The following is a 25,791-nucleotide window of genomic DNA, read 5'->3' on the forward strand; positions in this document are numbered from 1 at the left end:
TGAGGGGCTACTCTTCAATCAGCATTTTTTTCATTTTAAACCGGGTTAATAAAATTCCTTTTCTCTCTACATTTTCTTCTCTAATTAATTCAAAACCAAATCTTTCAAAAAAAACCTTTGCTGTAATGCTTGAGAAGGTCCAAATAAGCGGGAGGTCTTCCTTCCTTGCCCACTTTTCTATCTCCATTAATAAATCGGAAGCAATTCCCTTACGCTGTTTATCCTTATGTACATATAGGCGGTCTACATATCCGTCGGCACGAATGTCAGCAAAGCCTGCAATCTGATCCTTCATTCTTGCAACGAAGGTTTGGTTTTCCAGTAGAGAAGGACTCCACTCATTTAATATATTCTCTTTCCCTTCTTCAGGAGCCCAGGCGGCAATTGCTTCCTCACTGTAATCTGCTCTATTTACTGCCCGTACAGTGTCATAAAATAAATCAACAATCTCTGCTGTATCCTTCTGTTGAAAAGGCATTATATGTATTTCACTCACAAAACTCCCCCCCCCCCTCTGAATGATTTGCACACTATGATACTGGATACAGATACTATTCCGTACTGTTCACCACTTCGACATCAATGACTTCACCGATTTTCATCGGATGCGTTTCCATTATACCTCCCTTAAATGTCACCTTCACATATTCTCCATTGTTCAAGTCATATTTATTCTGAAAAGAAACAGGTCTTACCGGCTCATCCAATTGCTCAAAATAATGGATAAAATCTTCATCCTGTTCAGTGTTCTGCACCATAACGGATTGGTTCAAGTAGTCTTTTAAATGGTTGTTCATATAATACATATACGTGGTTGCTTCATCAAAATCTTCGAACGGTTCGCGTATATCAATGTACCCGTTAAAATAATACCCTTTCAATGTGCCCTGCTCATCTGCAGGCGAATCGCGGCTATCTTCTTTTTCATCATCCGATGGACTGAGAGGCAAGCGGGGAAAAACAACTATACTAATAAAAAATAATAACATTACTGTGATAATCGGGAGGATAATCTTTTTCAATATAACCATCCTCTACCTTAAAATAAGAATGTTCATGCTGATTCTTCAGCAAAAGCAGATTCTCTTACTTATTAATATACTACTGAACCATACACAATCACAACCGAATACCTGTCAATAGCTGGGATGAAAAAAGATTTAAAGGATGATACAGCTGATGATAGCGTTCAGCATTGAGTAATAAAAATACTGATAGAAGAGAGACCACCTTCCATCAGTATTCTTAATCAAGTCAGCTAAATATCTTATTCTCTATTTCATCACATAGATAGTAATATAATAATTGACGGGATAATCAATACTAATGAAATAATCATTAAAATCCCCATGATTAATAATAAGTTCCCGTATTTACTTAACAGCTCATTCACGTTACCTGTTGTTAAATCGTCTGAAGCTATAATATTGGAAGCTTCCACGCCTGTCTGATAAAAAAGATAGCCCGTTATAATTCCCGTCACACCACCGAGAACCCCTTCAAGGCTCCCAAAAAAACTGGCAATAATAGTTATTGAGCTAAATATAATAGACGTTACACCAACTATTTTCCCCCATTTTGCTATCCTTTTCAAATTATCTCTTTCTAAATACTCCATAAGATATCCTCTCCTGATAATGTCTTTAGTACTTTATTCACCTTTTATTGATTTGTTAAACATTTCCCAGTTTATTATTTACCACTCATTCCATGCCATAGATGAAAATTTATGATTCCTGTACGATAAACAGAAAAATGCTGATTGCAGGGTAACCTTCCCGCAACCAGCATTTCTTCAATTATTTAAAAACCGCTATAAGAATCACGATGGAATTTTCCATATACCTGATGCAGATATTTATCTGGAATTGCTTCCTCAATCATTGGAAAGACTTCTCTTTCTTCAAATCGGACATTGTTTTCTAATAATTCGCCAAGACGATTCATCTTTTCATATGGATCCTCTCTGTTTTCACGAATTGCATAAACAAGACTACGGATTTGTATGTGCTGGTAGAGCATTTCTTTGATTAATTCAGTATTTGGTTTTTCAGCAAATACTTCATAAAGCGGCAGCAGAATCTCTTCTTCATCCCGAAAATGATCCGCCGCATCCCTCTCCCAATATTCAATTAGATCTCTAATCGATTCTCCTAATGATTTATCTGTCTTTTCTGTCCCGGCCTGCTTTAATTCCATTGCTTGTACTAATGCATGATGATGGTGATGCGATAATGGTTTCAGAGCATCATGCCTCTGCTTTTTCACAATAAAACACCTCCGACACTCTCTGATAAGCTCTCCCGGTTAAAATAAGAGGAGACGCTTCTCTTCAAGTATAAACCAAAGCCTGTCTGCTTTTATACTATTTTACGTTGATACAGTCTCTTTTTTTAGCAATAAACTCCCCGAAACATAAGCGATCAGAGCTATAAGCATAGATGTCACAACAGAGTGCATCCCGAACGGCTGCGGATAAAATGTTTCAAAAATAATATAGCTGATGACACCGGTGAGCATCGAAGCAATCGCTCCATGCCTGGTTCCACGTCTCCAATATAGTCCCAGGATAATCGGCCAGATAAAAGCAGCCTCCAACCCTCCCATGGAGAATAAATTCAGCCAGATAATTAAATCAGGCGGCTGCAGCGACATCAAAACAACAATGACTCCTATGATTGCAGTTGCGCCCATACTCCATTTGCGAATCGTCTTATTATTCGCATCAGGACGGATATAATTAAGATAGACATCCTTGACAATTGTGGAGCTCACCATTAGCAGCAGCGAGTTTACCGTCGTCATAATCGCCGCCATTGGAGCAGCTAAAACAATCCCTGCAACCCATCCAGGTAACACTTGCTGCGCTAACTCCGGCATTACGGTATCACCAATTTCAATACCAGGAAGCACTGCTTTTCCAAACACCCCAATTAGATGCATATTCAGCATAATAAAACCGACTACAAAGGTACTGATAATAATACCGCGATGCAGCGCCTTTGTGTTTTTATAGGACATCGCACGAACAGCAATCTGCGGCAAGGCAACCACACCGACACCGACTAATACCCAGAAGGAAGAAACATAGGCAGGTGTCAAGCTCCCGTCTGCACCGAATGGCGTAATCAGATTGGGATTCTCTGCGGCCAGATCATGCATAATCTGAGATACACCGCCTCCTGCGATAATAACTGCCACAAGTAAAATAAGCGTTCCCAGAAACATAATAATCCCCTGGATCCCGTCTGTGATGGCCACCGCCCGAAATCCGCCAACGACAACATATACTAAAACAGCCAACGAAAAAATACATAAAGCTGTAAGATATGAGATGCCTGTCAATGATTGAACTAGACGTGCTCCACCGATCCATTGTGCAGACATCGCCGAGAACAGGAAAATCAAAATACTTGCAGCAGAAAGAATTACAACCCATTTTGACTGATATCTTTCCTTTAAAAAATCAACAATCGTAACTGCCTTATACTTTCTTGTGACAATGGCAAAACGTTTCCCGAGCACCATCAATACAAAATAGCCTGTTGCCAGCTGTGTCATGGATAACAGCACCCAGCCAAGTCCTTCATTATAGGCTGTTCCCGGCCCGCTCAAGAAGCTGCTTGCACTTCCATATGTAGTTACCAGTGTCATCGCCAAAATAAATCCGCCAAGACTTCTTCCGCCAAGAAAATATTCCTGTAAAAACGAGTCGGAGCGGCTGACGAATTTACCTGCCCAGATTCCAATCATAAAAACAATCACAATAAATATAAATAATGGTAAAACTGCTTCCAAATTCATGACCTTTCTCCTTTGATATATCTGAAATGAAATATCCTTCCGCTATTCTTCCTCTTCTGCTTCTAAAGACATATCTTTAAAAAAGAATTTAACTACAAACACCGTCAAGGCCATCATCACTATAAAACCAAGAATACAGCTGAAGAAAAACCACGCCGGAAATCCGAATATATAATGATAAGATTCCGGTGATTTACTTCCAAGTCCATAAGCAAATCCAAACCACCAGATAAAATTAAAAATAACAAGACCTACGCCAATCCACGCTTCCCGATTAGCTGTTTTATAGCGTTTATCGCTCCATTCTTTTTCTTTCATACAAAAAGCTCCCATCCACCCAGAAAAGATTATGATCCTTTTTACTATAATAATAAAAATTCCAAATGATATACAGCAGAAAGCATATCATTTGGAATTTTTTAGCAGTTCATGGCCATAACAGAGATTTCTCCCAATGCCCATTGCGTAATTGATATTTTAAGCGGGAAAGCTTTCTGCTGTCAGCAGCCTGCCAAAACTCAACTTCACTGGAGTCCACCCGCTACTGCGTCCAAACAGAAGAAACTGTATTTGGATTCTTCTCCAGCTTGCTGGTTTCTTCTTTTAAAGCCTCATCCAGTTCTTCCTCCCTCAGAAGCTACTTATTTTATTAGATCATGCTTCTCTTTTAGAGTATTATCTCAGCCAGCAGACGATACGATTTTTTCTTGGCTTCAAAATCAAAAATATTATTGATAACCATAAATTCATTCGTCTGGTATTTTTCTTGTAATTCTAATAACTGTTGTTTGACAGATTCAGGTGTACCGATAATACACCGTTTTCTATTTTCCCTGATAATCTCTCTGTCTTCCTGACTCAGCCTGTGCCTGCGAATATCTTCTATAGCAGCTACTTTTGTTCCCAGCCCTTTGCTCACATTCAATAACCACTTATCCTGCGTAATCGCATGCTCCTCTGCTTCCTCTTCTGTCTCTGCACAGACAATAAAAATACAGACAACAGACTCCGGTTCTTTCATAATAAAAGACGGAGAAAAGTTATCCTGATACGCTTGGAGAGCTTTCACACCATTTCCCGGGTAAATAAAATGGCCAAACACAAAGCCGGTTCCCAGTTTCGCTGCATGTTTTGCACTTCGCTCTGATAAGCCTAACATCCAAAGCGGCGGTACCCGCTCAATGCGCGGACCAGCTTTTACTAAACGAAAATCATGATCACGCGACAATGAATTATGCAAAAATCCTTGCAGATCAGCAATTTGCCTTGGAAATTCAGTCGAATTCCTGTCTGGATTATCTATAAGCGCAGCTCTCGTCTCCGGAGAGCCCCCCGGAGAATTACCGATACCAATATCAATTCGATTTGGAAAAAATGCCGCCAATGTTTTGGCAATCTCAGCAACTTTATAAGCACTGTACTGCGGAAGCAGAATACCGCCGGAGCCTACACGGATACGGCTTGTTACAGAAGCAATTCTCGTCATGACAATTTCCGGAGCAGAAATAGCCAATCCATTCGTATTATGATGCTCCGCCACCCAGTAACGGTGATACCCAAGCTTTTCTGTCCATTTTGCCAGCTCCAGCGTATGCTGTAATGCCGTTTCAGGAGTTTCCCCCATAGCAATCGGGGATTGGTCTAATACACTTAATTTCATATTGAACACGTTCCTTTTCCAGTTTAAGAAGCTTCTATAAATAATTAAAAAGCATAAATGCCATCTATACAACATTTATGCTTTTTAACCGCTCTGCTGCTATTCTTTTTTCTCCTTAATACGTATTGACAACAGCACACCAAGCAACGCCGTCACAGCCATAATAATAAATGCGTACGTGGTTCCCCAGTAAGTTCCTGCCCGTTCCGGTGCATCTATCACAGAAGTAGTTATACTGATAACAGTTGTTAAAATCACCACGCCAAAGGCCATCCCTAATTGGCGTACTGTATTTACAATGGCTGAATTATGAGCCATTTCCTTCTCATCCAATACATTTACACTGACAGAAACCAGCGGCATCAGCGATAAACCAAACCCTGTCATAAAAAAGCAAAAGTAAACCATAATCAAAAATGGAGAGCTGTCGATGTGCATCGTAGACATAAGCACCAGGGACAGCAGGGTAAAAGCAAAGCCGATTACAGCTAAAATTCTGCCGCCATACCGATCGTATAAATTTCCCGATACAACTGAAACAATACAAAGCAGAATCGTACCGGGGACTAATAAAAATCCGGATAGAAAAGCACTTGTTTCCAGAACGTTTTGAGCAAACATCGGCAGGATGGTTTCTGCGGATAACAGGAGCATCATATCCATAAAGATGAGTACCACTGCCAGCAGAAATGTCCGATTTTGAAATAAGCGGACATTAAGAACGGGCACATCATCTGCCAGCTGTCGCCGTACAAATAGATATAATAAAACTGCACTGATAAAGAATGGCAAAATAACTAAGTAAATATCCAGTCCGGCGACACTTATATTGCTGATGCTAAAAATAAACAAAGAAAAAGCCCCTGCTGAAAGAATCACAGAGAGGATGTCCAGCCGTGCCTCATGTTTTTTCAATACATCCTTCATATAAAGAACAGCTAAAATGAAAAGAATCAGCACCAGCGGCAGCATCAACCAATGGAGGATACGCCAATGAAAAACATCAATAATCATCCCGGTCAAAGATGGCGCGCTTGCCGGCGCAACATTAACCACGCCTCCGAGCAGCCCCAGAGCAAATCCTCTTCTCGATTTTGGGAACACCGTAATTAAAATCGTTTGAATCACTGGCAATATCACGCCTGTCCCAACCGCTTGAATCGCTCTGGCAAGAATTAATTGGATAAAGCTTTGTGAGAAGGCCCCAACAATAAGACCGGCAGCCATGCAAAGCAGCGCAAAAATTAACAGCGCCCTGGTTGAAAAGCGATTAGACAAATAACCGGTCAATGGGATAAATACAATAGTCGTTAATAAATAAATTGTCGTTAACCACTGAACCTCCGTTGCATTAATCTGAAATTCTCTCATAATTGCCGGATAGGAAGTAATTAATAGAAATTGGCAAAATGTTAATAAAAATGCAGTCGCCATCGTAACAATAATAACACCTTTATTTTCTATTTTATGCTGCATGGCTCCTCCTTATTTGTTGTGACGTTGCATATCATCCAATTAATTAAACTGCTTTACCATTAAATAATGCGGAATCCCGTCTTCCATAAATTCATCCGAAGCAGTTTCATATCCAAGCTTGTGATAAAACCCTTCTGCATGTGTCTGCCCATGCAGCTTTGCCTGAGTCAGCCCTTTTTCTAAAGCAATTTCCTCTAAGGACTTCACAACAGTCTTCCCAAGACCATATTTACGATAAGGCTTCAAAATACAGATCCGCTCCAGCTTCCCTACTCCCTCTACAGCTCTAATTCTTCCTACTCCTACAGGTTTATTTTCGTAATATACTAAAATATGATTGCAGTCAGCATCCAGCGAGTCAAATTCATCAAACTCCTCTTCCTCTGCTACCTCCTGCTCCTTCACAAAGATTTCCTTTCTAATTTCAAAAACTTTCTGTAAATCCAGCTCATCTGTTACTATTTTATATGTCATTATTGTGCTCCTCTCCAAATTCATTTATTAAATGGCAGCTATCCATAGTAGCTATCATTATAAGGTAATCTATTATTGTTGTAAATGCAACAATAATAAATTGTTTGATTTAAAAGCTTTGAAAAAGCCCCTTAGTCTAATTTCGACCAAGAGACCTCTTTCTTTCCCATAATGAAAACATTCCTTTTTATTCTTTATCTTCTACCCTATTGAAGATTGCTTCCGGAATCATTTCAAAGCCTTCAATCACGGTGTTCTCTTCCACTTCAATCATTAGACAGAGCTTGCCGTCAAGTGTTGTCTGGCGCACATAACGTAAATCCTGCGGGCATACTTTAATATCAGCTACTTTAGTTTTAATTTTAATGGACTTAGACGTATATTTCGGAACAATACTTGTTGCCTTCAACTCATATTTCTCGTCATCAATTACCTTTTTAAACGCGGACTCAACCTTTTCAGGATCAATATCCTGCACACCGCTGCTGGTTAATACCTTTTCGACATCCTTATAATCCAGCTTTGGTGCGTCAGGTTCTTCATTTTCTTCCACAACACGCTGGATCTCATCATATACATTCGCCAGTGTCGTCGTATTAATCTGCTCTCCAGCTACATCTTTAACTATTTCTTCAAAAACGATTTTATCATCCTCTGCGGTCATTGCTTCTTCAGCATTCAGAACTTCCTCAATCAGATGATAATCCAGCTCATATGGTTTAGAGGCGGAATAAAGCACATGATTCACATCTGCTGCACCACCAGTAAAGGACGGAAACAAGAAACCGCCAATCGGTGCTTTTAAATTAATCACCGGATCCACGACAAAATGGTATTTAAATTCCTTCTCCACATAATCAAAAAGCAGCTCTTTTTTCGGGTCCATTGTTTTGTTGATGCTGCATAAAATAAAAGGACTTGAATAAACTCTGTCCCTGCTGCTTTCTTCTGCTTCTTCATTACTTCGTTTCGTAGGCTTCGCATATTCCCCATGAATAAATGTAACGACAATATCCATCTCATACTGCTTATCCTTCAGCATTTTCGCTACCAGCTCCAGCATCTGCTCCTTCCATTCCTCTGTATCTCCAGAGAGCATGGCCTTATGAAGAATAAGCTGACTGCTGTCTTCCACATCACGCTGAAACTTAAGCTCAAATAATTTCTGATCTAACTGACCTGTCAGCACCTTTTTAAAATTCGCCATAAACAAGTCCTTCTGCTCGTCCTCCAGCAATTCAAACGGCGTGCTTTCGTAATGGTAGATTTCACTTGATTCCTTCATAATATATACATTAAAAATATCCTGGATTTTTAATAAATCATTATTTACTTTGAATTGTTTTTTTATATCTGCAATATCTTTTTTATTCAAAATGGATTCTCCTCTGATTCTTAATCGGCCTATCATTTTTCTGCCGGATTTTCAGCAGCGTCTATCTATTTTATCATAAATTAGTAGGAGGTGTTCTTCTATTCCTCTAAGTTTTTCAGGAGCAAAAATAACAAATAAATAAGCCTTCTGATAACAGAAAGCTCCTTCATTTGGATTCCTTTATTTACTTATATTTTCTTCGATTACTTACTATGTTGATAGTTTAGAATCTCTTTTTTATAAGCTGTAAAGTCATCTAAATGTTTCACTATAATAGATTTCATAATATCAAGATTTAACGCTTGATAATCATGCACAGCAATATTTATAAAACCAACCATCGCTTTTAACCGGCTTGCAATCGGTTGACTGATGATATGATGCATTTCCAACATATCAAAAGCATCTCTGCTCGTTTGAGGCAAACCCAGCTTTTCTGTTGAGATAATATGCATAGCTAAGTCTATAGCTGCCTCACAGACTCTTTGAATATTTAATATAATAAAGTCCTGTTTCGTGCAATCTTTTAAATTAGCAGTATCTTCCTTATAGACTTCTTTTACACGAATAAGGCACCTTTCTATAATCGCTACCTTATTAAAAATAACATCACTCTCCATACACAGATCGCCCGTCTTTTATCTTCTCCAAAATCGGTTGACGTGCTTCATTCAACTTTACATAAGAACTTAGGGCTGTCATTCGCTGTTGATAAAAGTAATCTTTATCATCCGTATAAATCAGTATACCCGAATCATAAATTTGTGCTTGAAATACTGTCGAAGCATCCTTTAAATGAATCAAGTCTACATCTATATTTAATACGTCTGCCAATTCCTGAGCGGCCATAAATATATTGTAAGCAGAGGGGGAACCATTTTTACACTGAAAAGCAATATCCAAATCACTTTCTTTATGGTTTGTTGCTTTAGCATAAGAACCAAATATTAAAATAAATGATGGACTAAATTTCGCAACAAGAAAATCTTCAACTATTTTAACCTAAATGTATCATAAAAGCCTTGATGTACCCTCAACAAAAGTATATAATATTATTGTTCGTTGATTTCTAATACACCATTAAAATATTTTCGGGGCCTTGGTATAATGGGATTACGTTTGACTGGCAGTCAAATAATACGGGTTCGATTCCCGTAGGCTCCATTTAAAAAGCAGGCTTCTCATTCTAGTTTTAGAATGAGAAGCCTGCTTTTTGTTAGGTTGTAGAGCCTCCATTTTTTTATGTCAGCCTGCAAATCCATGTTTTACGTTAAGTTAAATTCAAAGAAACCCGTTTTGAAAAAGAGTGATCAAATTCGAAACGAAAATACGGCTGGGTTGACAAATGGGCCAAGATGACCGGTGAGCGGGCCAGAATTGATGCTAAGGTTAATAACACATATATTATATACGACAAAGATGGCTTGCTTGTAAAGGAGTACCCCAATGATGAAATTGTACCCTTCCATAACGTTGGTGAATCTTAATGCATATGCATCAGCCAATATTATTTGTATTTGCAGGCAATAACGGCAGTGGAAAAAGCACTATTCGCAATCTGATTATCGACAAAATTGGTGTTGATATTAACATAGATGCGGATGCTATAGCACGACGATTGGATCTAGAAAATCCGACTGCAAAAAGAGTTTCTGCGGGAAAAGAAGTTATCAAATCAGTCAATCAATATATAAAAGAAGGTAAAGACTTTTCAATTGAAACAACTCTTGCCGGAAAGAATGCGCTTAGACAAATAGCGAAAGCCCAATTTAATTACATTCCTTCCTCTTTTCAGTAGCAAGTATCAAACCACCACATACACCACCAATAATTATGAAGATAAATCTTGAAAATATATTGTCAAATATAACAAAGCCAACAACTGCCATCACGATAAAAAGTGTAAAAAACAAAGTCCAATTTATGTTCATAAGTTATTTCCTCCTTTGTTAGGTTTATTACTTAACAATCCTGCCTAATATGTATAGAGCGGGCGCCAAGTCTTTATTCCGTTCTTGCGCCCAAATATGAAAGATTATTACTTTTTTTGTGTCCATTTAATAATGCTTATTTTAACATACAAAAATTAATTCTAAATGATATTTTGAATACCAATTATTTAAAAAGGCCTGAAACATCAATTATCCAATTTATAATAAGCCTTCAATATAAAGAACTATCTGCGGTAAAAAGTAGATTAAAAATACAACTAACCCAATTACAGTTATTAAAAATAGCCATATTTTTCTTATCCTCAGCTGTACAAAAACAGATACTATGACAAGCACATTAAAAATAGCGATAGCTGAAAACCAAACTACATAGGATTGATCTGGTTCCGGAGAAGCAGGATTATATTTTCCTCCCAAACCAATAATAGCTGTTAATAAAAATATGAATACGTGCACTAAAATCACTGTGAACCGAAACAATCAAAACACCTGCTCTTTTACTTTTTCTTTTTTTCATATATTTTTATGGAAATATATGAAATGATGGAAATAGCCAATACAGTAATTCCAATTACAAGTGTAAAATTTACTACAGAAAATAGGGGGGAATCATTGCTTTGATAACCAATATAGAATACGATTGTTAATAATATAAAGGTCACTATATTTGTAATAAAATATCTTTTTAGCGATTTTATTGAAGGCTTCATGATTTGCATCCTTTCAAATCAAACTAGCAGACTTCTTCATCTTTCCAGGTCAATTCACTATCGTATGCCTTTTGTATCTTCCATTGTTAACTCCCGTATACTCATCAATTTGTCTTTAATGCAGGGAACATTTTATTTTCTCCCTTACTTATACTTCTGTAATATTTCTTCCGGGATATGGCAATAATCATTTGGGCACCTGGCTAATCTGTCCTGATGCTCTTCCGCACTTCTCACATAATTGGTAAGAGGCAATATTTCCACCACGATACGGTCATAATCCATTCTATTCTTAAGGAAAGCTTTCGCCTCTTTTAAATGCTCAGGATTTTCACTATATACTCCAGTTCTGTATTTCATACCAATGTCCTGTCCCTGCTTATTCAAGCTGTATGGATCAATGATTTCAAAAAAATATCCCATTAACTCTCTAATTGACACAGCCTCCGGATCAAAGCCTGTTTTTACACATTCGGTGTACCCGTCATAACCACCCTCGAGTGTTTGACTTGTTCCATTAGCTCTTCCTGCTTCTGTAAACGTAACTCCAGGTAATGTTTTTATAAACGCCTGCACTCCCCATAAACACCCGCCTGCGAAATAGACTACTTCCATATTGACTCTCCTCTTTATGTTAAAATAACACTAAAAATTTAATTCTAAGTAATTAAAAAGCTGCAGTTGCTAAATTGATACATATTTAATGAATGATACTTTCTCACTTACCATCATTACTGATAAAAACAGGATAGCATTTTCAAACTCTGTATGCTACCCTGTTGTTTCACAGCCTCTCCAGGCTGTTTTAAAAATCTCATCTTTAAAAATTCTTGTCTACTAAGGGTTTGCCATCCTGATCAACCATAACAGTTAGTCCTGCCCCATAGCCTTCCTGATGCAGCATGTATAAAACACCTGTTTCATTATCACGAAGGACCTTGGTGACCTTCATTTTCCCTTGAGTATAAACTTCTTCAAAACGGTTGTCTGCCATTATTACACCCCTTATTCGTTTTTTCTGTTTCAAGTTTAACACGGATTACTTTAATCTTATTTTAACATACAAAAATTATTTTCCTTCCTTAAATTACTTTAAATAACCATTATCAGGAAGATTGTAAAGAATCTTCTAGTAATTTCGCAAATTGTCTCATTTATATAAGTATTTCTTATTAAAGCAGATAACTTTTTGATATTTTCCTTATTTTTCTTGCTATGGTAAGATAAAGTCATCTTTGAATTAACGATCCCATATCTAGTAAATAATATAATCCAACAATGAAATATGTAGATTGAGGTATGAAATGTTTATATTTATTCTCTTAGATGTAATATTACCAATATTAATATTGACCCTGATTGGTGCCGTTTTACAAAGAAAATTCCAATTTAACCTGAAGCAGCTGTCTACTCTGATTACTTATTGCTTGATGCCGGCGGCTGTGTTTGTAAATATATATCATATTAGTATAGAATTAGATTTATTTTTCCAAATAATATACTATCTGATACTGTATAGTTTAGCCTTGATCATCATAAGTAATATTATTTCAAAAATATTAAAACTAGATCGGGGAGAAAGCGCGGCTCTGAAAAATAGTATTTCGTTAATGAACTCCGGCAACTATGGCTTACCGGTAAGTCAATTAGTTTTCAGCCACAATCCCCTAGGCTTTTCTATTCAGGTTTTCATTTTAATTTTTCAGAATCTTTTAACGTATTCTTACGGAATCTATAACTTATTATCAGCAACCAAATCCATCGGAGGTATTATTAAATCCTTTTTAAGGCTGCCTGTATTTCATGCGCTGATATTAGGGATTCTCTTTCAAGCTTTCACCATTCCAATCCCTAAATCTATCATGATACCTCTCGACCAGCTTGCAGATGGTTTTGTTGCCATAGCGCTCTTATTACTGGGAGCACAATTATCCAACATTAAACTTCACTTTTTTCATAGAGTCATCACATGGTCTTTAATTGGAAGGTTATTGATAGGGCCATTATTAGCACTTGCTGTTATATATCTTCTGAACATCGATGGCGTTGTTGCACAATCATTATTTATTGCAAGCTCTTTCCCAACTTCCAGAAATACATCAACAATTGCTATGGAATACCAAATAAAGCCGGAACTGCATGCACAAATTGTTTTATTCTCAACACTTTTCAGCATCATTACTGTAACTGTCGTTATTTATTTATCATATATTTTGTTTTAGTTTATTTATATGCAGTATGAAATACAGTCTGAGAAATTCTATTGCTAAAAAAATATTATGTTTCATTTAACAATGCCAGGAATCTATATAAATATAGCAGGTTTTTGGCATTGTTCTATTATGTAAAACAGCATCATCCATTTAAAAAATTTACCAGAGGTATAAAGCCCGCTTTAGATAATCTTTTTTTGTTTATTTTTCCAAATCCATATCTCCTCATGTTCATTTAATGATAACCTTAAAATACCAATATTTAATAAATTCGTAAGTTTTATAATAAAGGGAAAGGGTATATCAAAAATATACTGGTTACTATGTACATATGATTTGGAAGCAGAAATCGGTGATTATCCTTTACTAATAATCTGCTTTTCTTTAAGAGCGTGTTCAAAAAGTAGCTGTAAGTACATCCTTGCTCGTATGATGTGCTGAAATACGAGGTTGATCCATTCGTGTGAATGGTAATTCACACGCCTTTCAGCAGAGCTGAAAGGTAGCAGTATAGTGAGGTAACAAGAAAATAAATGCATTTATTTTCTTGTTACCTCACTATACTGCGTAAATGGATCGAGAGCACATCTAGATGAAAGAGCAGTCATTAGGCACTTTTTGAACATGCTCTTTAACTTCATAAATTTAATTTAGATAATTCTGAATAAAAAGGAGATTTTGTTGTATTAGATATGTTTAACTATCTGAAAAAATCTTATAATTTTAAATTATTTAGCATAATACCCTTGTATTTTTCACCTAAGCGTATTACAATTAAATTGTGATATATTTCACAAACTTTTCTATTTTATTATTAAGAAAGGAGCAGTAAAATGAAGAATTTTATAAGTATACTAGGAACAAACTCGGATCATTCAACAAATCGTCTCTTGCTGCAATTTATTCAAAAGCATTTTAAAGACCAGGCTAACATTGAAATTTTCGAAATTAAAGATTTACCAGCTTTTAACAAGCCGGAGGACAGGAAAGCACCTCATGGAGTACAGGAGCTGGCGGACAAAATAAGGGAAGCTGATGGAGTGATTATCAGTTCTCCGGAGTATAACCATTCCGTACCTGCCGCATTAAAAAGTACATTAGAATGGTTGTCCTATACCAATCAGGCATTAATTGATAAACCCGTAATGCTGACTGGAGCTTCCTATGGAAAATTAGGATCTTCCCGTGCGCAGAGTCATTTACGGCAGATGCTTGATGCACCTGAATTGAAGGCACGTATTATGCCAAGTTCTGAATTTTTAATCGGTTATTCCTTACAGGCTTTTGATGATAATGGTAATTTAACAGATCAGCGTAAAATAGAAGCCCTTAAGCGGATTTTTAATGACTTTGTACATTTTGTTGATATTACTAATCAATTAGTTAATGCGAAGGAATCTCAGCAGAAACAAGCACCAAGCTACTCATGGGAAGCGAAATAATTACTAGGAGGTATACAGATGAAACTTGTCGGAATCGTAGGATCAAATGCTGCATTTTCTTATAACCGTCTGTTATTAAATTTTATTGCAAAAAATTTCAAGAAATTAATTGACGTTGAAGTTCTGGATATTAAAGATGTTCCAATGTTCAACCAGTCGGATGATCAAACGAATAGTGAAGTGATTCAAAATTTAAATAAAAAAATTACTGAAGCAGATGGTGTCATTATTGCTACACCGGAATATAATCATTCCATCCCGTCTGCATTACAAAGTGTCTTAGAATGGCTGTCATTTAAAATACATCCTCTTGATGGAAAACCGGTAATGATCGTGGGGGCTTCTTATGATGTTCAGGGATCTTCCCGGTCTCAATTACACCTACGGCAAATATTAGATGCGCCTGGCGTCAATGCTGTCGTTATGCCGGGGAATGAGTTTCTATTAGGCGAAGTGTATGAAGCATTTGATGAAAATGAAGATCTGAAAGACGCGCAAACAGTCCAATTCTTAGAAACCTGTATAAAGAAATTTATCCGTTTTATCAATGTTGTCAATGTCCTGCAATCCCCTGAAGGTATGAAGGATCTATCTGATACAGAGGATTTATATGCTACCGGAGCAATTGATACAACTGTTGAAGGGATCGACATGTCAGCCGATGACTGGCTCGAACAGGCTGCCGAAGCAACACAGGCAGTGGAAGGTAATACTTATGTTAAATTAAATCGCGGGCTTTTAACGGTTAATCAGCTCAATTACTTCTTGAATTCCATGCCGGCGGAATTGACTTATGCAGACAGCAACAACCAATTCTTATACTATAACCACCATATGGAGAAGGAAGACATGCTGGCAGGACGCAGGCCGGAACAAGTAGGAAGCCCATTAGCAGAATGCCATCCCGAAAGAGTGTTCAGCGGCGTTTCCTGGGTTATTCAACAATTGCGCAGCGGAAAACAAGATGTGGTACGGACGCAGGTGCCTACACATGGCCCGGATAAATTTGTAGTCCACAGCTATCAGGCCGTACGTGATGACAATGGGAATTATCTTGGAATCAATGAATATGTCCAGGACATTCAACCGGTTATTGACTGGTATTTAGAACAGACAGGCCAACAGTTAACCGGAGGCGGTGTAGATGCCGTATCCGGAGCGACTTCAAAAGTAGACACTGTATCTGGAGCAACGGCCAAAGCTTAAAGATAGTTAATAGAAAAGAGGCCATAATGGCCTCTTTTTCGAATTGCCTTCCAGCATTTATTTTCTAAGGTAAATAATAATTTATTAGAGGATGTTCAAAGTATTGGAATACAAAAGGATGATAATATGGCAATGCAAACGCGTGAAATACATATGATGGGAACAATTATTCAATTATCGGTTCAGCATGACTATGCAGATTTTGTTTTGGAGGAGCTGATTCTTCGACTGAAGGAATATGAGAAACGCTTTAGTGCGCATGATCCTGCTTCAGAATTAATGGATGTGAACAAAAATGCCGGGATTAGACCGGTAAAAGTAAAGACAAGCCTATACGAATTAATCAAAATTGGCAAGAAGCATAGCACTGCGGCGGACAGTTCCTTGAACATTGCCATTGGTCCGCTTGTTCAAGCTTGGCGTATCGGATTTGAGGACGCGAATGTTCCCTCCCAAACATCCATTGAAGCTTTACTCAGCAAAACAAATGCCGGTGATATCATTCTGGATGACCAGGATCAAACCGTATTTTTAAAGCATACTGATATGTTTATTGATTTAGGGGCGTTGGCGAAAGGGTTTATTGCCGACCTGCTTATTCATGATCTGGAATCGATGCAAATAACGGAAGCGCTCATTAATTTAGGCGGGAATGTCATAACGCATGGAGCTTCTTCCAAACATGAGGATGGTTATTGGCGCATAGGAATTCAACATCCTTTTCTTCCACGTGGAAATTATATCGCCGTTTTAAGAGCATTCAATCAATCTGTCGTTACATCCGGGATTTATGAAAGAAGCTTTACTAAGAATAACAAAACATATCACCATATTTTGAACCCTCAAACCGGATATCCGATTACATCAGAAATTGTCGGTTTAACAGTAGTTTCAAAAAAGTCCGTTGATGGAGAAATATGGACGAGCCGTTTATTTGGAAAGACACCCCGGCAAATTATTGATACGCTGAATCAACTGGAAGATATTGAAGGGATCGTCGTTACGACAGATAAGGAGATTTGTTATTCAGATTCTCTTAAACCATATATCAGTGAAGTGATTTCATAGTTCTGTGTCTAAAAAAAGCAGAAACACGGCTCCTTTATCCTAATCAAAACATAAAAAACACTCTTCTGATTTCAAAATAAGAAGAGTGTTTTTTAACCTGAGAAAGAACGTTTAAAATTATTTAAATCCGTCAGCTCCACCACATGATTAAAACAAATAGAGACCACCAAGAGGTGAGTAATCCGGCAATTACAAACAGCGCAATATATATGCCAAGCTTTTCCTTATTCATTCTTTGTTTCTTATACTGAAAACAGATCATAACTAAAGAATTTAAAAATAAGATTATACTTATTAATGTTAAAATAGTTAAATTATATATCGGGTATGATCCTGGGAAAATTCCATTCAAAAAATAAGCAAAGTCCTGTCCGAATATACCTAGTACAACCGCCAAAATGAAGCTTCCTAATATAATCATATTACTTTTCTTCATCAATGCATATCCCTTCCCTTCATTCCTAACAATATTATTTTCAACTATCTGTTTTGTTCAAGTAATGACCAGATTCCATGCAATTGGTTCTAATTTCTTAATAAACTATTATAAAAGCCCTCTTCAAAGGCAGCTGTTAACATAATGAGATATATTCATTTAATTCTACTATAAAGCTAAACCAGAATTTTTTATTTCCTTCGAATTAGTGTATTCAGCATTCCAAAGCTACTCATCCAGGGAATCAATTTCATTTTGCTTTCTTTTCTTTTTACGCCATGACCTGATCATGGCAAATAAAGAAAATATATAAATACCGATAAATATGGTATATAAATTTATAAAAGCAGGCCAGATTTCTTTTGCACTTTCCGTTAAAACAAAGGTATCATATACATTATTATTGCGATAAATAAGAGGAATAGGCTCTTCAATTTTATATTTACTGTATGTTGTACCGGTTACTGCCTTTCTAGTTATGTAATCTTCTCCCTGCTTATCTTGATAACGGAGAAATAACTCATATGTCGTGTAAGAAGCTCCTTTTTGTGTCCGTACCTCGTTAAAATCACCACCTAAAATGGTAGCTGTTACTTCTGTTTGATTCCATGTGTTCAATTTATGGAATATATTTGTTGCTGTCAGTGCTACGAAGGTCGTTCCAATAAGGAGATATAGTGTTAACATAGTGTATATGCTTATTTTATATAGTCTTTGCACAATTTTTTGATACAATTGATTGTTTTTTATAAATTTCGTACTATTTAATAGAATCAGGCCAACTGAAAACGTCGAAAGATATAAGAAGAGAAAAATCGGTATCGCCAAGGTTTTTTCAAAGCGAATATCCTTTTCTGTGACAAATGTATCTGCGTTTTTCATATATCCTGATATTTTATCCCCTGCTTGAATCGATTCAAATTGCTCTTTAGATACCTTACTTGGCCGTTCCGAATTTGAGACAAAAACTTCAAAACGCGGGTATAAGTATAAACCTTTTTTACTGTATTTGAATTCAACTGTTTCCACTGCAGGTTCATCTTTTATGGTTAAACTGAAATGAAGATAAAGACATGTAAATCCCAAAGTCATTACCGCTATTAATAAGAGAGTGCTGACATTCTTGGAATTGATTGGCCTTTCTTGCATACACCAGCCTCCTCTATATTAAAATAATTTTTAATTCTAGCTTTAATATACATTTTATTACGGCAGTAAAGAAGCCTGCGGATTAGCCAACTCTACAGCTTTTTTAGCTCGTTCTCCCCTGAAACACATATGGAACTGCCTTTTCTAATAGGCTTCTAATGCCAACCTTATGATACGGCATTCTTTTATCCGCTTCTTCTATGCTCACCCATGCTGTATCCGCAATCGTTTCTGTATCCTGTATCGAAATTTCCCCATCAATGACCTTTGCCATAAACGTAAAAAAGATTGCGTGATGATTGAACCTTTCCATAAATGCTTCATTTACCGAAAGTATATCTCCAGCTTCAATCGTCAAACCCGTTTCTTCTTTTGCTTCCCGGACAACTGCTTCCGATAAGATCTCTCCCTTTTCCACTGCTCCACCAGGCATTGTCCAATCATCATGCTTTATATTTTTCACCATTAAAATCTTTTCTTCCTTTTCATCTAAAATCAGTGCATAAACCACATCTACTCTCTCCATTTAAATAGCCCCCTTATAAATGTATTTCCCTAGCATTTTTCCTTATCCCATTCTGATAAAATACTGCGTAATATCTTTTGGCTTTCTTCATCCTTTTGTCGATATGGTCGTCCAATTTCCTTATACACTTCTTTTTCCTCTAAAAGCTGTTTGGGATGAATAGCCTTTGCAGTGATATTATCCAAAAGAAAATTCTCATCTAATAGCGAATCAGCACGCCAAATCCACTCGGGCAAACCATTCATAATAAGACTGCCATCACTATGATAAGTAATGTAGCTAATGGAAAGATCTACATTATCTTTTTGAAAATCAGATTGCCTGTTACAGAAAGGTTCTTTCACAGCTATCCGTTTATATCCTGCTTTTACCAGCTCTGCTTCTATACATTCCCTATTTTGAATCCAGGTAACTAAGTCGATATCTTCATGAGGACGAGTCACCTTACCAAGCAGAAAATCAATTGCCCATCCGCCTTTCACCCACATTTGCAGCTTATGTTCTTCAAAAAGTGTCTGCAGCTCCCTCAGAATTACTAATTGGTTCTTTGTTTGTGTATTTAGCTGATTAAAATCCATAACTTCTCCCTCTGCTTCCTATTCTTCATCTGTTTTCTCCAGTAGCGAAACCGCGTAGCAATCCATTCTCTCCTTCATCATTTTCACAGTAATATCCTTCTTCCCAAATACTCCCCATCCAGGATAAACATCCGGCTGTCCTTCCAAAACATCCATTAACGATACAATATCCCAGTAAACGTCATAGGAAAAATCGTCTTTAAATTTCTTTTGGTAGGCAGTTAAAAAAACATCCGCAGCTTCTACACCATACAGCATAGCAAGGTTCCAGCGGCAGTGTCCTACATCAATACCAGCATGACCTACGCAGCCATTCGCCCAATCTACCACACCACTTACCGCATTATTCTTCCAAAGTACATTCACCGGATGAAAATCCCGATGAATAAATCTTGGTGTATAGCTTGGATCCGGCTCCATCACAATCTCCTTTAAAGCCCTCCATACTTCCTGTTTACCAGACCAGGCTGGAATTTCGATTTCATCCGCTTTTTGATAGCGTTCATGCTGCCAAGGGAAATCCATAATTGAATTATCGTGAATCTGAGCTAATGTTTCTGCGAGCTTGCTTAACCATTCCGATTGATTTTCCGGCAAAATATTTATCTTACCTTCTACTTTGCTCATTAAAAGAAGCGGTTTGCCGGTAATCTCTCCACCAGGATCAGCTGCAATATATTGCGGCGTTTCAACAGCTAATGATGCTGCCGCCTTCAGGCTGTCTGCCTCCTGTTCAATATCTTTCGCTGTAAAGCTGCTCTTTTCATATTGACGCAGTACCAGTTCCCTCTCTTCACCGGAAGATAACTGCAGGCCGATTGTATACATAACGGCGGTCGTACTGCCTTTTAACGGATGAACATGATGAATAACTGCCTCGTTTGAAAAATGAGAAATAATCCAATGCTTTATTTTTTCGGAAATATAAGCCATACAACCTCTCCTTCTTTATACAAAAATCCCCGTCTTACTAAAAAAGCAAACGAGGATTTTTAATGTTTTTATGATACATGATTTTCCTTCTCCAATTTTACCTGTTCAGCAGGAGATGGATCAAATTTAATAAAGAAATAAGCGATGAATGTACATAATGCTAATACAGCAATAACTGCAAAGGCTATATTCACCCCAAAAATATCAGGCCGGGCAATCGTTTCGCTGCCTTCTGTCATCGTGGCAACAGATGTCATAATCGTTACAAGGATTGCTGTACCGACAGAAGCAGCTACCATTCGCATCGTTCCATCCAATGCAGCACCGTGCGGAATAAGCTCTTTCGGTAACTGATTCAACGCTGCTGTCTGGATAGGCATCATAATCATTGCCAATCCAAGCATCCGCACTGTATACATAACAATGACAAAGGTAAAGGTTGTATTCACATCAAGAAACATAAATGGAACAGTTGCCAAAGTGATAATTATCAATCCCGGCAGTACAATCCATCTTCCGCCGATTGTATCAAACAGCCGGCCGACAAATGGCCCCAATAAACCAGTGATTAAAGCGCCCGGAAGCATGGATAGCCCTGCTTCAAATGCAGTAAAGTCCCGCATATTTTGCATGAAGAGCGGAATTAGTGTCTCCGTTCCAATCAGTCCCATAAACGTAATTGAACCAATAAATACACTGAATGGGAATATAGCATACTTAAATACTCTAAATTCAAGCATCGGATGTCTTAATTTAAGCTGACGCAAAATAAATAGAAACAGAGAAAGAATACCGACAGCCAGCGTAATCAGTGTAATTGGCGCTCCCCAGCCAAAGTTACCTGCGTTGGTAACACCATAAAGAATTCCTCCAAAACCAAATGAGGATAAAATAACAGAAAGAACATCAAACTTGGTTTTCTTCACTTCTGTTACATTACGTAAAGCGAAGAAGGCGATAATAATATCAATAATAGCAATCGGTAAAATAATGTAGAACAGTACGCGCCATGTGTAATGCTCTGTCACCCAGCCTGAAATAACTGGCCCGATTGCCGGTGCAAAAGAAATCACCAGACCGATCAGCCCCATGACGGAGCCTCTTTTATTAATAGGAAAAATTAATAAAAATACCGTTGTCATTAATGGCATCATAACTCCTGCTCCCAAGGATTGGATTACTCTCGCCATAATTAAAAATTCAAAATTCGGTGCAATTCCGCCAATGAATGTTCCAATGGCAAAAACACTCATTGCGGTTAAAAAAAGCTGCCTCGTTGTAAAACGTTCAATTAAAAAAGCACTGACAGGGATCATAATCCCGTTGACCAGCATAAATACGGTTGTCAGCCACTGTGCGCTGTTCGGCGTCACACCCATTTCATTGATAATTGGCGGTATCGCAGTAATCATCAATGTCTGGTTTAAAATAGAAATAAAAGCCCCCGCCAGCAGCAATGCCACAACGGTTGGCCTATGTATTTGATTCATCCATCTATATCCCCTTGCAATTATATTTTATTTTTGTTTTCGAAATACTAATCGACTTATTATAGATTAAAGGAAAAGCTGAAAAGATGCTAGCTTTTTTTATGCTTCATCTATCTAAGAAATGAAATCTCATTTCCCAGTATGTTACCATATTCATATAATTATCTGATGAGAGGTGTGATTTTTATGCCAACCTGCCAACATTGTCACCAAAGATGGACCTGGAAACAAACAATGAAAACAACCACAACCATAGACACTGCATATATTTGCCCTTATTGTGAGGAGAAACAATATGCTACCAAAAAATCAAGAACAAAATTTTATTTCTTGACGCTTATTCCTTTGATAGCTCTTCTTTTAAATTTATTTAATATACCAATGTGGTTTATTTTCAGCTGGCTTATCCTTGGAAGTATTGCTGTTCTTAGCCTTTTTCCTGCTGTATTAAAACTGACAAATAAAGAGGAATTCTTCTTTTAACTTTATGTTGGTTGCTACACGCCAAGGAGATGTAAATTAGAAAACTATTTGAAATAAACAGGCACCCGACACCTTTGTTTCTATATCAATATTCCAATAAAATATTTGAATACAACATATCAGATATCCCACAATTGCTCTTCATCGCTAAGAATCGTGAAATTTCTTCTTATATCATGTTTTACTCACTCAAACAAAGGGAAAACTTTCTTTAACATCGCTATAAAGGAGTTGGACAAAATGAAAACATTCAGTGTAGTACCAAATGCAGATGAAACGAGCTGGATTGTAAAATTGGAGGACGTCGCACCGGAAGAAGTTTATGGTTCAAAAGATGATGCCATTTCTGCTGCAGAGCAAATGGCGAAGGAGAATACACCAAGCAAGGTGGAAATCATGGATAAGGACGACAATATCCAAGAAGAAAAAAACTTCTAGAATTTTACGTTTCAAATGTAGGGTTACTATCCTATTAACTTAATAAATGTAGAAAAGGAAGCGCTGGGAGCAGTGCTTCCTTTTTCTACATTTCCGTTGAATGAATGCTTTTATTAAAATTGAATATACAAAAATAGAGTTTAAAAAACGCTTCTCTATTGTCTTGGTATCTAGAAAAAATCTACGCTTTTATTTTCTTCATACACCTAAACGCACTCATTTCCCCCAAACTTCCTCAGCAACTTCTCTTACCAGCCGCAGTTTATTCCATTGCTGTTCTTCCGTAAGAATATTACCCTCTTCCGTAGATGCAAAACCGCATTGCGGGCTTACACATAAACGTTCGATTGGCACATATTTTGATGCTTCTTCAATACGTTTCTTGATTTGTTCCTTATCCTCTAACTCTGGAAGCTTAGAAGAAAATAATCCTAACACGACAAGCTTATCATCACTTACATTAACCAATGATTCAAAGCCTCCTGCACGCTCTGTATCAAACTCCAAGTAGTAGGCTCTTACTTTCTCCTGTGCAAATAAAATTTTGGCAATCGCGTCATAAGCTCCGGATGAAGCCCATGTTGAATGATAGTTCCCACGGCACACATGGGTTGTAATGATAAGATCCTCTGGATGGTTTTCGATTGCTTTATTATTTAAATTTACATAAAGTGTACCGATATCTTCAACATTCGCACCATCATGACGGCTGGCCCAGTATTTTTCATCGACCAGCATTCCCCATGTGCAATCATCCACTTGCAGGTTTCTGCACCCTGCTTCATATAAATCCTGGATAACTGTACGATATGCTGCCGCAATGTCTTCTATTAATTCATCCTGATTCGGATAAATCTTATTCGTTACTTCCACATTTTCCGGACGTTGTAATTCTGCTAAAAATTGTGCCGGTGCAGGAATCGTTTGTCTTGCAACTACTTCATCGTCAGCAAATTGCTGAACAAATTGGAAATGTTCCACAAACGGATGATTTTCTCCACTGATTTTCCCTGTTAAACCAGCTGTTTCCGGACGCGTTTCCTCTCCTTTAAATTTATAACCTTGAGCAATATCCTGCTTTTCTACACCTTGCAGCCCCCACATAAAATCAAGATGCCACCAGGAGCGGCGGAATTCTCCATCTGTAATTGCTTTTAGCCCAACTTCTTTTTGCTTTTGGATTAAATCTTTAATTGCTTCATCCTCTACAGCTTTTAAATCCTGTTCCAAAATATTCCCCTTTGCAAAAGCTTGACGGGCTTCCTTTAATTTTTCCGGTCTCAGGAAGCTTCCCACGTTATCAAAACGGAATGGTGTTTCTGCACGTACGCCTTCTTTACTTGCTACTGTCATCACTGATCTCTCCCTCACTTTATTGGTTGTAGATTAGTCTATCACAGTAAATTCATTATCAGATAACACCTAAAATCTATCGTTTGGTATAGTTTTAAGCTATAATAAACTCTGCCGTTCTTCCTCAATACTGGTCTGCAAATACGCAATATACGTTTCCGCCATTGGGCTAAGCTCAATATCCTTATGAACAATATAGCCGACATTAATGATTTCATCGACCTTCAAAGGCACTGCTATAATATTATCGCCATTCAGCTTTTGACTGATAACCCCTGTAGATATCGTATAGCCATTGAGACCAATCAACAGATTAAACATCGTCGCCCGGTCCCGGACATGGATATTTTTCGGGCGGGTCAGCGTGCTCAATATCTCCTCCGAAAAATAAAATGAATTATAATCTCCCTGTTCATACAGCAGATAAGGATAGGGCTCTAAATCCTCCAGAGTAACGTAATCCTTTTCCGCTAACGGGTTGTCCCCGCTGATAAACACATGCGGTGTTGCCTCAAATAAGCGATGAAAGGCTAGATTCCCTTCCCTTAAAAATTTCCGGATCACCTGTTCATTGAAATCATTGATATACATAATCCCGATTTCACTGTTTAAATTTTTGACATCTTCAATAATTTCATAGGTCCTTGTTTCCCGAAATGTAAAATCATACTCATCCCGGTCATAATCCTTTAACAGGCGGACAAAGGCGCTGACCGCAAAGGCATAATGCTGGGCAGAGACAGCAAAATGATGCTGCGGCGCTGCATTGTTGGAATAGCGGTTTTCCAGCAGCTCTGCCTGCTCCAGAACCTGTCTGGCATAGCCTAGAAACTCGGATCCTTCCTTGGTTACATGAATTCCCTTATTGGTACGTGAAAATATTTTAATGCCAATTTCTTTTTCCAGTTCCTTCAATGCATTGGACAAGCTCGGCTGGCTGATAAATAAAACTTGGGCTGCTTTGGAAATGGAACGGCTTCTTGCTACTTCTATGACATATTTTAATTGTTGTAAGGTCATCTCTT

At 37.6% G+C, this 25,791-nt stretch carries 31 protein-coding genes and 1 tRNA gene; 8 read left to right on the forward strand and 24 right to left on the reverse strand.

All coding sequences use genetic code 11. The features are described 5' to 3' along the window. Nucleotides 1-7: 7 nt before the first annotated feature. The 13 genes from BN1068_RS19530 to mntA form a co-directional block, all read right to left on the reverse strand. On the reverse strand, nucleotides 8-496 hold the full coding sequence (locus BN1068_RS19530; RefSeq protein WP_254846837.1) for a GNAT family N-acetyltransferase: 489 nt from the start codon (nucleotides 494-496) through the stop codon (nucleotides 8-10). A gap of 55 nt (nucleotides 497-551) precedes the next feature. Continuing rightward, a complete protein-coding gene (locus BN1068_RS19535) occupies nucleotides 552-1,022 on the reverse strand; it encodes a hypothetical protein (protein ID WP_077604502.1) in 471 nt (156 codons plus the stop codon). A gap of 260 nt (nucleotides 1,023-1,282) precedes the next feature. Continuing rightward, nucleotides 1,283-1,618 (reverse strand): hypothetical protein, encoded by a 336-nt coding sequence (locus tag BN1068_RS19540; protein WP_077604503.1) that lies wholly within the window; start codon nucleotides 1,616-1,618, stop codon nucleotides 1,283-1,285. A 185-nt stretch (nucleotides 1,619-1,803) separates the two neighbouring features. After that, on the reverse strand, nucleotides 1,804-2,268 hold the full coding sequence (locus BN1068_RS19545) for a hemerythrin domain-containing protein (protein ID WP_254846838.1): 465 nt from the start codon (nucleotides 2,266-2,268) through the stop codon (nucleotides 1,804-1,806). A 102-nt stretch (nucleotides 2,269-2,370) separates the two neighbouring features. Next, the gene (gene panF, locus BN1068_RS19550; RefSeq protein ID WP_077604504.1) at nucleotides 2,371-3,804 is read right to left on the reverse strand and encodes a sodium/pantothenate symporter; all 1,434 of its coding nucleotides are present in this window, start codon (nucleotides 3,802-3,804) and stop codon (nucleotides 2,371-2,373) included. Nucleotides 3,805-3,846: 42 nt separating this feature from the next. Next, nucleotides 3,847-4,122 carry a YhdT family protein gene (locus BN1068_RS19555; RefSeq protein ID WP_077604505.1) on the reverse strand — a complete coding sequence of 92 codons (276 nt, stop codon included), beginning with the start codon at nucleotides 4,120-4,122 and terminating at the stop codon, nucleotides 3,847-3,849. 109 nt (nucleotides 4,123-4,231) lie between these two features. After that, the gene (locus BN1068_RS24370; protein WP_077604506.1) at nucleotides 4,232-4,342 is read right to left on the reverse strand and encodes a pyridoxine 5'-phosphate oxidase C-terminal domain-containing protein; all 111 of its coding nucleotides are present in this window, start codon (nucleotides 4,340-4,342) and stop codon (nucleotides 4,232-4,234) included. A gap of 129 nt (nucleotides 4,343-4,471) precedes the next feature. Next, on the reverse strand, nucleotides 4,472-5,464 hold the full coding sequence (locus tag BN1068_RS19565; RefSeq protein ID WP_077604507.1) for an LLM class flavin-dependent oxidoreductase: 993 nt from the start codon (nucleotides 5,462-5,464) through the stop codon (nucleotides 4,472-4,474). 99 nt (nucleotides 5,465-5,563) lie between these two features. Continuing rightward, entirely contained in the window at nucleotides 5,564-6,940 is a 1,377-nt protein-coding gene (locus BN1068_RS19570; protein WP_077604508.1) for a DHA2 family efflux MFS transporter permease subunit, read from the reverse strand. A gap of 39 nt (nucleotides 6,941-6,979) precedes the next feature. Then, the gene (locus BN1068_RS19575) at nucleotides 6,980-7,414 is read right to left on the reverse strand and encodes a GNAT family N-acetyltransferase (RefSeq protein ID WP_077604509.1); all 435 of its coding nucleotides are present in this window, start codon (nucleotides 7,412-7,414) and stop codon (nucleotides 6,980-6,982) included. Nucleotides 7,415-7,601: 187 nt separating this feature from the next. Then, the gene (locus tag BN1068_RS19580; RefSeq protein ID WP_077604510.1) at nucleotides 7,602-8,789 is read right to left on the reverse strand and encodes a DUF4317 domain-containing protein; all 1,188 of its coding nucleotides are present in this window, start codon (nucleotides 8,787-8,789) and stop codon (nucleotides 7,602-7,604) included. Nucleotides 8,790-8,992: 203 nt separating this feature from the next. Then, entirely contained in the window at nucleotides 8,993-9,409 is a 417-nt protein-coding gene (hepT, locus tag BN1068_RS19585; protein WP_077604511.1) for a type VII toxin-antitoxin system HepT family RNase toxin, read from the reverse strand. After that, nucleotides 9,399-9,785 carry a type VII toxin-antitoxin system MntA family adenylyltransferase antitoxin gene (gene mntA / locus BN1068_RS19590; RefSeq protein WP_077604512.1) on the reverse strand — a complete coding sequence of 129 codons (387 nt, stop codon included), beginning with the start codon at nucleotides 9,783-9,785 and terminating at the stop codon, nucleotides 9,399-9,401. The genes hepT and mntA overlap by 11 nt, the downstream gene beginning before the upstream one ends. A 97-nt stretch (nucleotides 9,786-9,882) precedes the next feature. On the opposite strand from mntA, the gene BN1068_RS19595 reads away from it, so the two are divergent. Then, nucleotides 9,883-9,953: transfer RNA gene (locus BN1068_RS19595), tRNA-Ala, on the forward strand. A 322-nt stretch (nucleotides 9,954-10,275) separates the two neighbouring features. Next, nucleotides 10,276-10,587, forward strand: a complete 312-nt coding sequence (locus tag BN1068_RS19600; protein ID WP_254846839.1) for a hypothetical protein — start codon at nucleotides 10,276-10,278, stop codon at nucleotides 10,585-10,587. A 352-nt stretch (nucleotides 10,588-10,939) separates the two neighbouring features. On the opposite strand, the gene BN1068_RS19605 is transcribed toward BN1068_RS19600, so the two are convergent. The 3 genes from BN1068_RS19605 to BN1068_RS23750 all read right to left on the reverse strand — a co-directional run bounded on the left by BN1068_RS19605 (nucleotide 10,940) and on the right by BN1068_RS23750 (nucleotide 12,445). Continuing rightward, on the reverse strand, nucleotides 10,940-11,221 hold the full coding sequence (locus tag BN1068_RS19605) for a hypothetical protein (RefSeq protein ID WP_077604513.1): 282 nt from the start codon (nucleotides 11,219-11,221) through the stop codon (nucleotides 10,940-10,942). Nucleotides 11,222-11,595: 374 nt separating this feature from the next. Continuing rightward, nucleotides 11,596-12,066: a peptide-methionine (S)-S-oxide reductase gene (locus tag BN1068_RS19615; protein WP_077604515.1), complete on the reverse strand. Its 471-nt coding sequence runs from the start codon at nucleotides 12,064-12,066 to the stop codon at nucleotides 11,596-11,598. 205 nt (nucleotides 12,067-12,271) lie between these two features. Beyond that, a complete protein-coding gene (locus BN1068_RS23750) occupies nucleotides 12,272-12,445 on the reverse strand; it encodes a DUF6440 family protein (protein WP_175637205.1) in 174 nt (57 codons plus the stop codon). A 310-nt stretch (nucleotides 12,446-12,755) separates the two neighbouring features. Here BN1068_RS23750 and BN1068_RS19620 point away from each other — a divergent pair, with 310 nt between their 5' ends. The 4 genes from BN1068_RS19620 (at nucleotide 12,756) to BN1068_RS19635 (ending at nucleotide 17,380) form a co-directional block, all read left to right on the forward strand. Continuing rightward, a complete protein-coding gene (locus BN1068_RS19620; RefSeq protein WP_077604516.1) occupies nucleotides 12,756-13,673 on the forward strand; it encodes an AEC family transporter in 918 nt (305 codons plus the stop codon). A gap of 824 nt (nucleotides 13,674-14,497) precedes the next feature. Continuing rightward, nucleotides 14,498-15,106 carry an NADPH-dependent FMN reductase gene (locus tag BN1068_RS19625; RefSeq protein WP_077604517.1) on the forward strand — a complete coding sequence of 203 codons (609 nt, stop codon included), beginning with the start codon at nucleotides 14,498-14,500 and terminating at the stop codon, nucleotides 15,104-15,106. Nucleotides 15,107-15,124: 18 nt separating this feature from the next. Beyond that, complete coding sequence (locus tag BN1068_RS19630; protein WP_077604518.1) at nucleotides 15,125-16,312, forward strand: NAD(P)H-dependent oxidoreductase; 1,188 nt, start codon at nucleotides 15,125-15,127, stop codon at nucleotides 16,310-16,312. Between the two features lie 126 nt (nucleotides 16,313-16,438). Next, nucleotides 16,439-17,380: an FAD:protein FMN transferase gene (locus tag BN1068_RS19635; RefSeq protein WP_077604519.1), complete on the forward strand. Its 942-nt coding sequence runs from the start codon at nucleotides 16,439-16,441 to the stop codon at nucleotides 17,378-17,380. A 130-nt stretch (nucleotides 17,381-17,510) separates the two neighbouring features. Here BN1068_RS19635 and BN1068_RS19640 read toward each other — a convergent pair whose 3' ends face one another. From BN1068_RS19640 to BN1068_RS19665, 6 genes are all read right to left on the reverse strand, one after another. Beyond that, complete coding sequence (locus tag BN1068_RS19640) at nucleotides 17,511-17,816, reverse strand: hypothetical protein (protein WP_077604520.1); 306 nt, start codon at nucleotides 17,814-17,816, stop codon at nucleotides 17,511-17,513. A 228-nt stretch (nucleotides 17,817-18,044) separates the two neighbouring features. Beyond that, nucleotides 18,045-18,965, reverse strand: coding sequence for a hypothetical protein (locus BN1068_RS19645; protein WP_077604521.1), 921 nt, complete (start codon nucleotides 18,963-18,965; stop codon nucleotides 18,045-18,047). A gap of 103 nt (nucleotides 18,966-19,068) precedes the next feature. Next, nucleotides 19,069-19,491 (reverse strand): NUDIX hydrolase, encoded by a 423-nt coding sequence (locus tag BN1068_RS19650; RefSeq protein ID WP_077604522.1) that lies wholly within the window; start codon nucleotides 19,489-19,491, stop codon nucleotides 19,069-19,071. A gap of 29 nt (nucleotides 19,492-19,520) precedes the next feature. Next, nucleotides 19,521-20,069, reverse strand: a complete 549-nt coding sequence (locus BN1068_RS19655) for a nucleotidyltransferase domain-containing protein (RefSeq protein WP_077604523.1) — start codon at nucleotides 20,067-20,069, stop codon at nucleotides 19,521-19,523. 18 nt (nucleotides 20,070-20,087) lie between these two features. After that, entirely contained in the window at nucleotides 20,088-21,002 is a 915-nt protein-coding gene (locus BN1068_RS19660) for a phosphotransferase family protein (protein ID WP_077604524.1), read from the reverse strand. Between the two features lie 68 nt (nucleotides 21,003-21,070). Continuing rightward, entirely contained in the window at nucleotides 21,071-22,492 is a 1,422-nt protein-coding gene (locus BN1068_RS19665) for an MDR family MFS transporter (protein WP_077604525.1), read from the reverse strand. A gap of 186 nt (nucleotides 22,493-22,678) precedes the next feature. Between BN1068_RS19665 and BN1068_RS24375 the strand changes: the two genes are divergently transcribed. Further along, a complete protein-coding gene (locus BN1068_RS24375; RefSeq protein WP_175637206.1) occupies nucleotides 22,679-22,975 on the forward strand; it encodes a TIGR04104 family putative zinc finger protein in 297 nt (98 codons plus the stop codon). A gap of 240 nt (nucleotides 22,976-23,215) precedes the next feature. After that, a complete protein-coding gene (locus BN1068_RS19675; RefSeq protein ID WP_077604527.1) occupies nucleotides 23,216-23,413 on the forward strand; it encodes a DUF2188 domain-containing protein in 198 nt (65 codons plus the stop codon). A gap of 216 nt (nucleotides 23,414-23,629) precedes the next feature. On the opposite strand, the gene BN1068_RS19680 is transcribed toward BN1068_RS19675, so the two are convergent. Beyond that, nucleotides 23,630-24,769 (reverse strand): 5-methyltetrahydropteroyltriglutamate--homocysteine S-methyltransferase, encoded by a 1,140-nt coding sequence (locus BN1068_RS19680; protein ID WP_397334267.1) that lies wholly within the window; start codon nucleotides 24,767-24,769, stop codon nucleotides 23,630-23,632. A 96-nt stretch (nucleotides 24,770-24,865) separates the two neighbouring features. Next, nucleotides 24,866-25,786 (reverse strand): LysR family transcriptional regulator, encoded by a 921-nt coding sequence (locus tag BN1068_RS19685; RefSeq protein WP_077604529.1) that lies wholly within the window; start codon nucleotides 25,784-25,786, stop codon nucleotides 24,866-24,868. Nucleotides 25,787-25,791: the final 5 nt, after the last annotated feature.

The sequence above is a fragment of the Oceanobacillus sojae genome, from assembly GCF_900162665.1.
GTDB classification, from domain to species: domain Bacteria; phylum Bacillota; class Bacilli; order Bacillales; family Amphibacillaceae; genus Oceanobacillus; species Oceanobacillus sojae_A.

Excerpts from the sequence above, each read along its gene's own strand:
- BN1068_RS19540 (WP_077604503.1), bottom strand. The coding sequence starts at position 1,618 with ATGGAGTATTTAGAAAGAGATAATTTGAAAAGGATAGCAAAATGGGGG.
- panF (WP_077604504.1), bottom strand. The coding sequence starts at position 3,804 with ATGAATTTGGAAGCAGTTTTACCATTATTTATATTTATTGTGATTGTT.
- BN1068_RS19555 (WP_077604505.1), bottom strand. The coding sequence starts at position 4,122 with ATGAAAGAAAAAGAATGGAGCGATAAACGCTATAAAACAGCTAATCGG.
- BN1068_RS19565 (WP_077604507.1), bottom strand. The coding sequence starts at position 5,464 with ATGAAATTAAGTGTATTAGACCAATCCCCGATTGCTATGGGGGAAACT.
- BN1068_RS19570 (WP_077604508.1), bottom strand. The coding sequence starts at position 6,940 with ATGCAGCATAAAATAGAAAATAAAGGTGTTATTATTGTTACGATGGCG.
- BN1068_RS19575 (WP_077604509.1), bottom strand. The coding sequence starts at position 7,414 with ATGACATATAAAATAGTAACAGATGAGCTGGATTTACAGAAAGTTTTT.
- hepT (WP_077604511.1), bottom strand. The coding sequence starts at position 9,409 with ATGGAGAGTGATGTTATTTTTAATAAGGTAGCGATTATAGAAAGGTGC.
- BN1068_RS19600 (WP_254846839.1), top strand. The coding sequence starts at position 10,276 with ATGCATATGCATCAGCCAATATTATTTGTATTTGCAGGCAATAACGGC.
- BN1068_RS19615 (WP_077604515.1), bottom strand. The coding sequence starts at position 12,066 with ATGGAAGTAGTCTATTTCGCAGGCGGGTGTTTATGGGGAGTGCAGGCG.
- BN1068_RS23750 (WP_175637205.1), bottom strand. The coding sequence starts at position 12,445 with ATGGCAGACAACCGTTTTGAAGAAGTTTATACTCAAGGGAAAATGAAG.
- BN1068_RS19620 (WP_077604516.1), top strand. The coding sequence starts at position 12,756 with ATGTTTATATTTATTCTCTTAGATGTAATATTACCAATATTAATATTG.
- BN1068_RS19625 (WP_077604517.1), top strand. The coding sequence starts at position 14,498 with ATGAAGAATTTTATAAGTATACTAGGAACAAACTCGGATCATTCAACA.
- BN1068_RS19630 (WP_077604518.1), top strand. The coding sequence starts at position 15,125 with ATGAAACTTGTCGGAATCGTAGGATCAAATGCTGCATTTTCTTATAAC.
- BN1068_RS19635 (WP_077604519.1), top strand. The coding sequence starts at position 16,439 with ATGGCAATGCAAACGCGTGAAATACATATGATGGGAACAATTATTCAA.
- BN1068_RS19640 (WP_077604520.1), bottom strand. The coding sequence starts at position 17,816 with ATGAAGAAAAGTAATATGATTATATTAGGAAGCTTCATTTTGGCGGTT.
- BN1068_RS19645 (WP_077604521.1), bottom strand. The coding sequence starts at position 18,965 with ATGCAAGAAAGGCCAATCAATTCCAAGAATGTCAGCACTCTCTTATTA.
- BN1068_RS19650 (WP_077604522.1), bottom strand. The coding sequence starts at position 19,491 with ATGGAGAGAGTAGATGTGGTTTATGCACTGATTTTAGATGAAAAGGAA.
- BN1068_RS19655 (WP_077604523.1), bottom strand. The coding sequence starts at position 20,069 with ATGGATTTTAATCAGCTAAATACACAAACAAAGAACCAATTAGTAATT.
- BN1068_RS19660 (WP_077604524.1), bottom strand. The coding sequence starts at position 21,002 with ATGGCTTATATTTCCGAAAAAATAAAGCATTGGATTATTTCTCATTTT.
- BN1068_RS19665 (WP_077604525.1), bottom strand. The coding sequence starts at position 22,492 with ATGAATCAAATACATAGGCCAACCGTTGTGGCATTGCTGCTGGCGGGG.
- BN1068_RS24375 (WP_175637206.1), top strand. The coding sequence starts at position 22,679 with ATGCCAACCTGCCAACATTGTCACCAAAGATGGACCTGGAAACAAACA.
- BN1068_RS19675 (WP_077604527.1), top strand. The coding sequence starts at position 23,216 with ATGAAAACATTCAGTGTAGTACCAAATGCAGATGAAACGAGCTGGATT.
- BN1068_RS19685 (WP_077604529.1), bottom strand. The coding sequence starts at position 25,786 with ATGACCTTACAACAATTAAAATATGTCATAGAAGTAGCAAGAAGCCGT.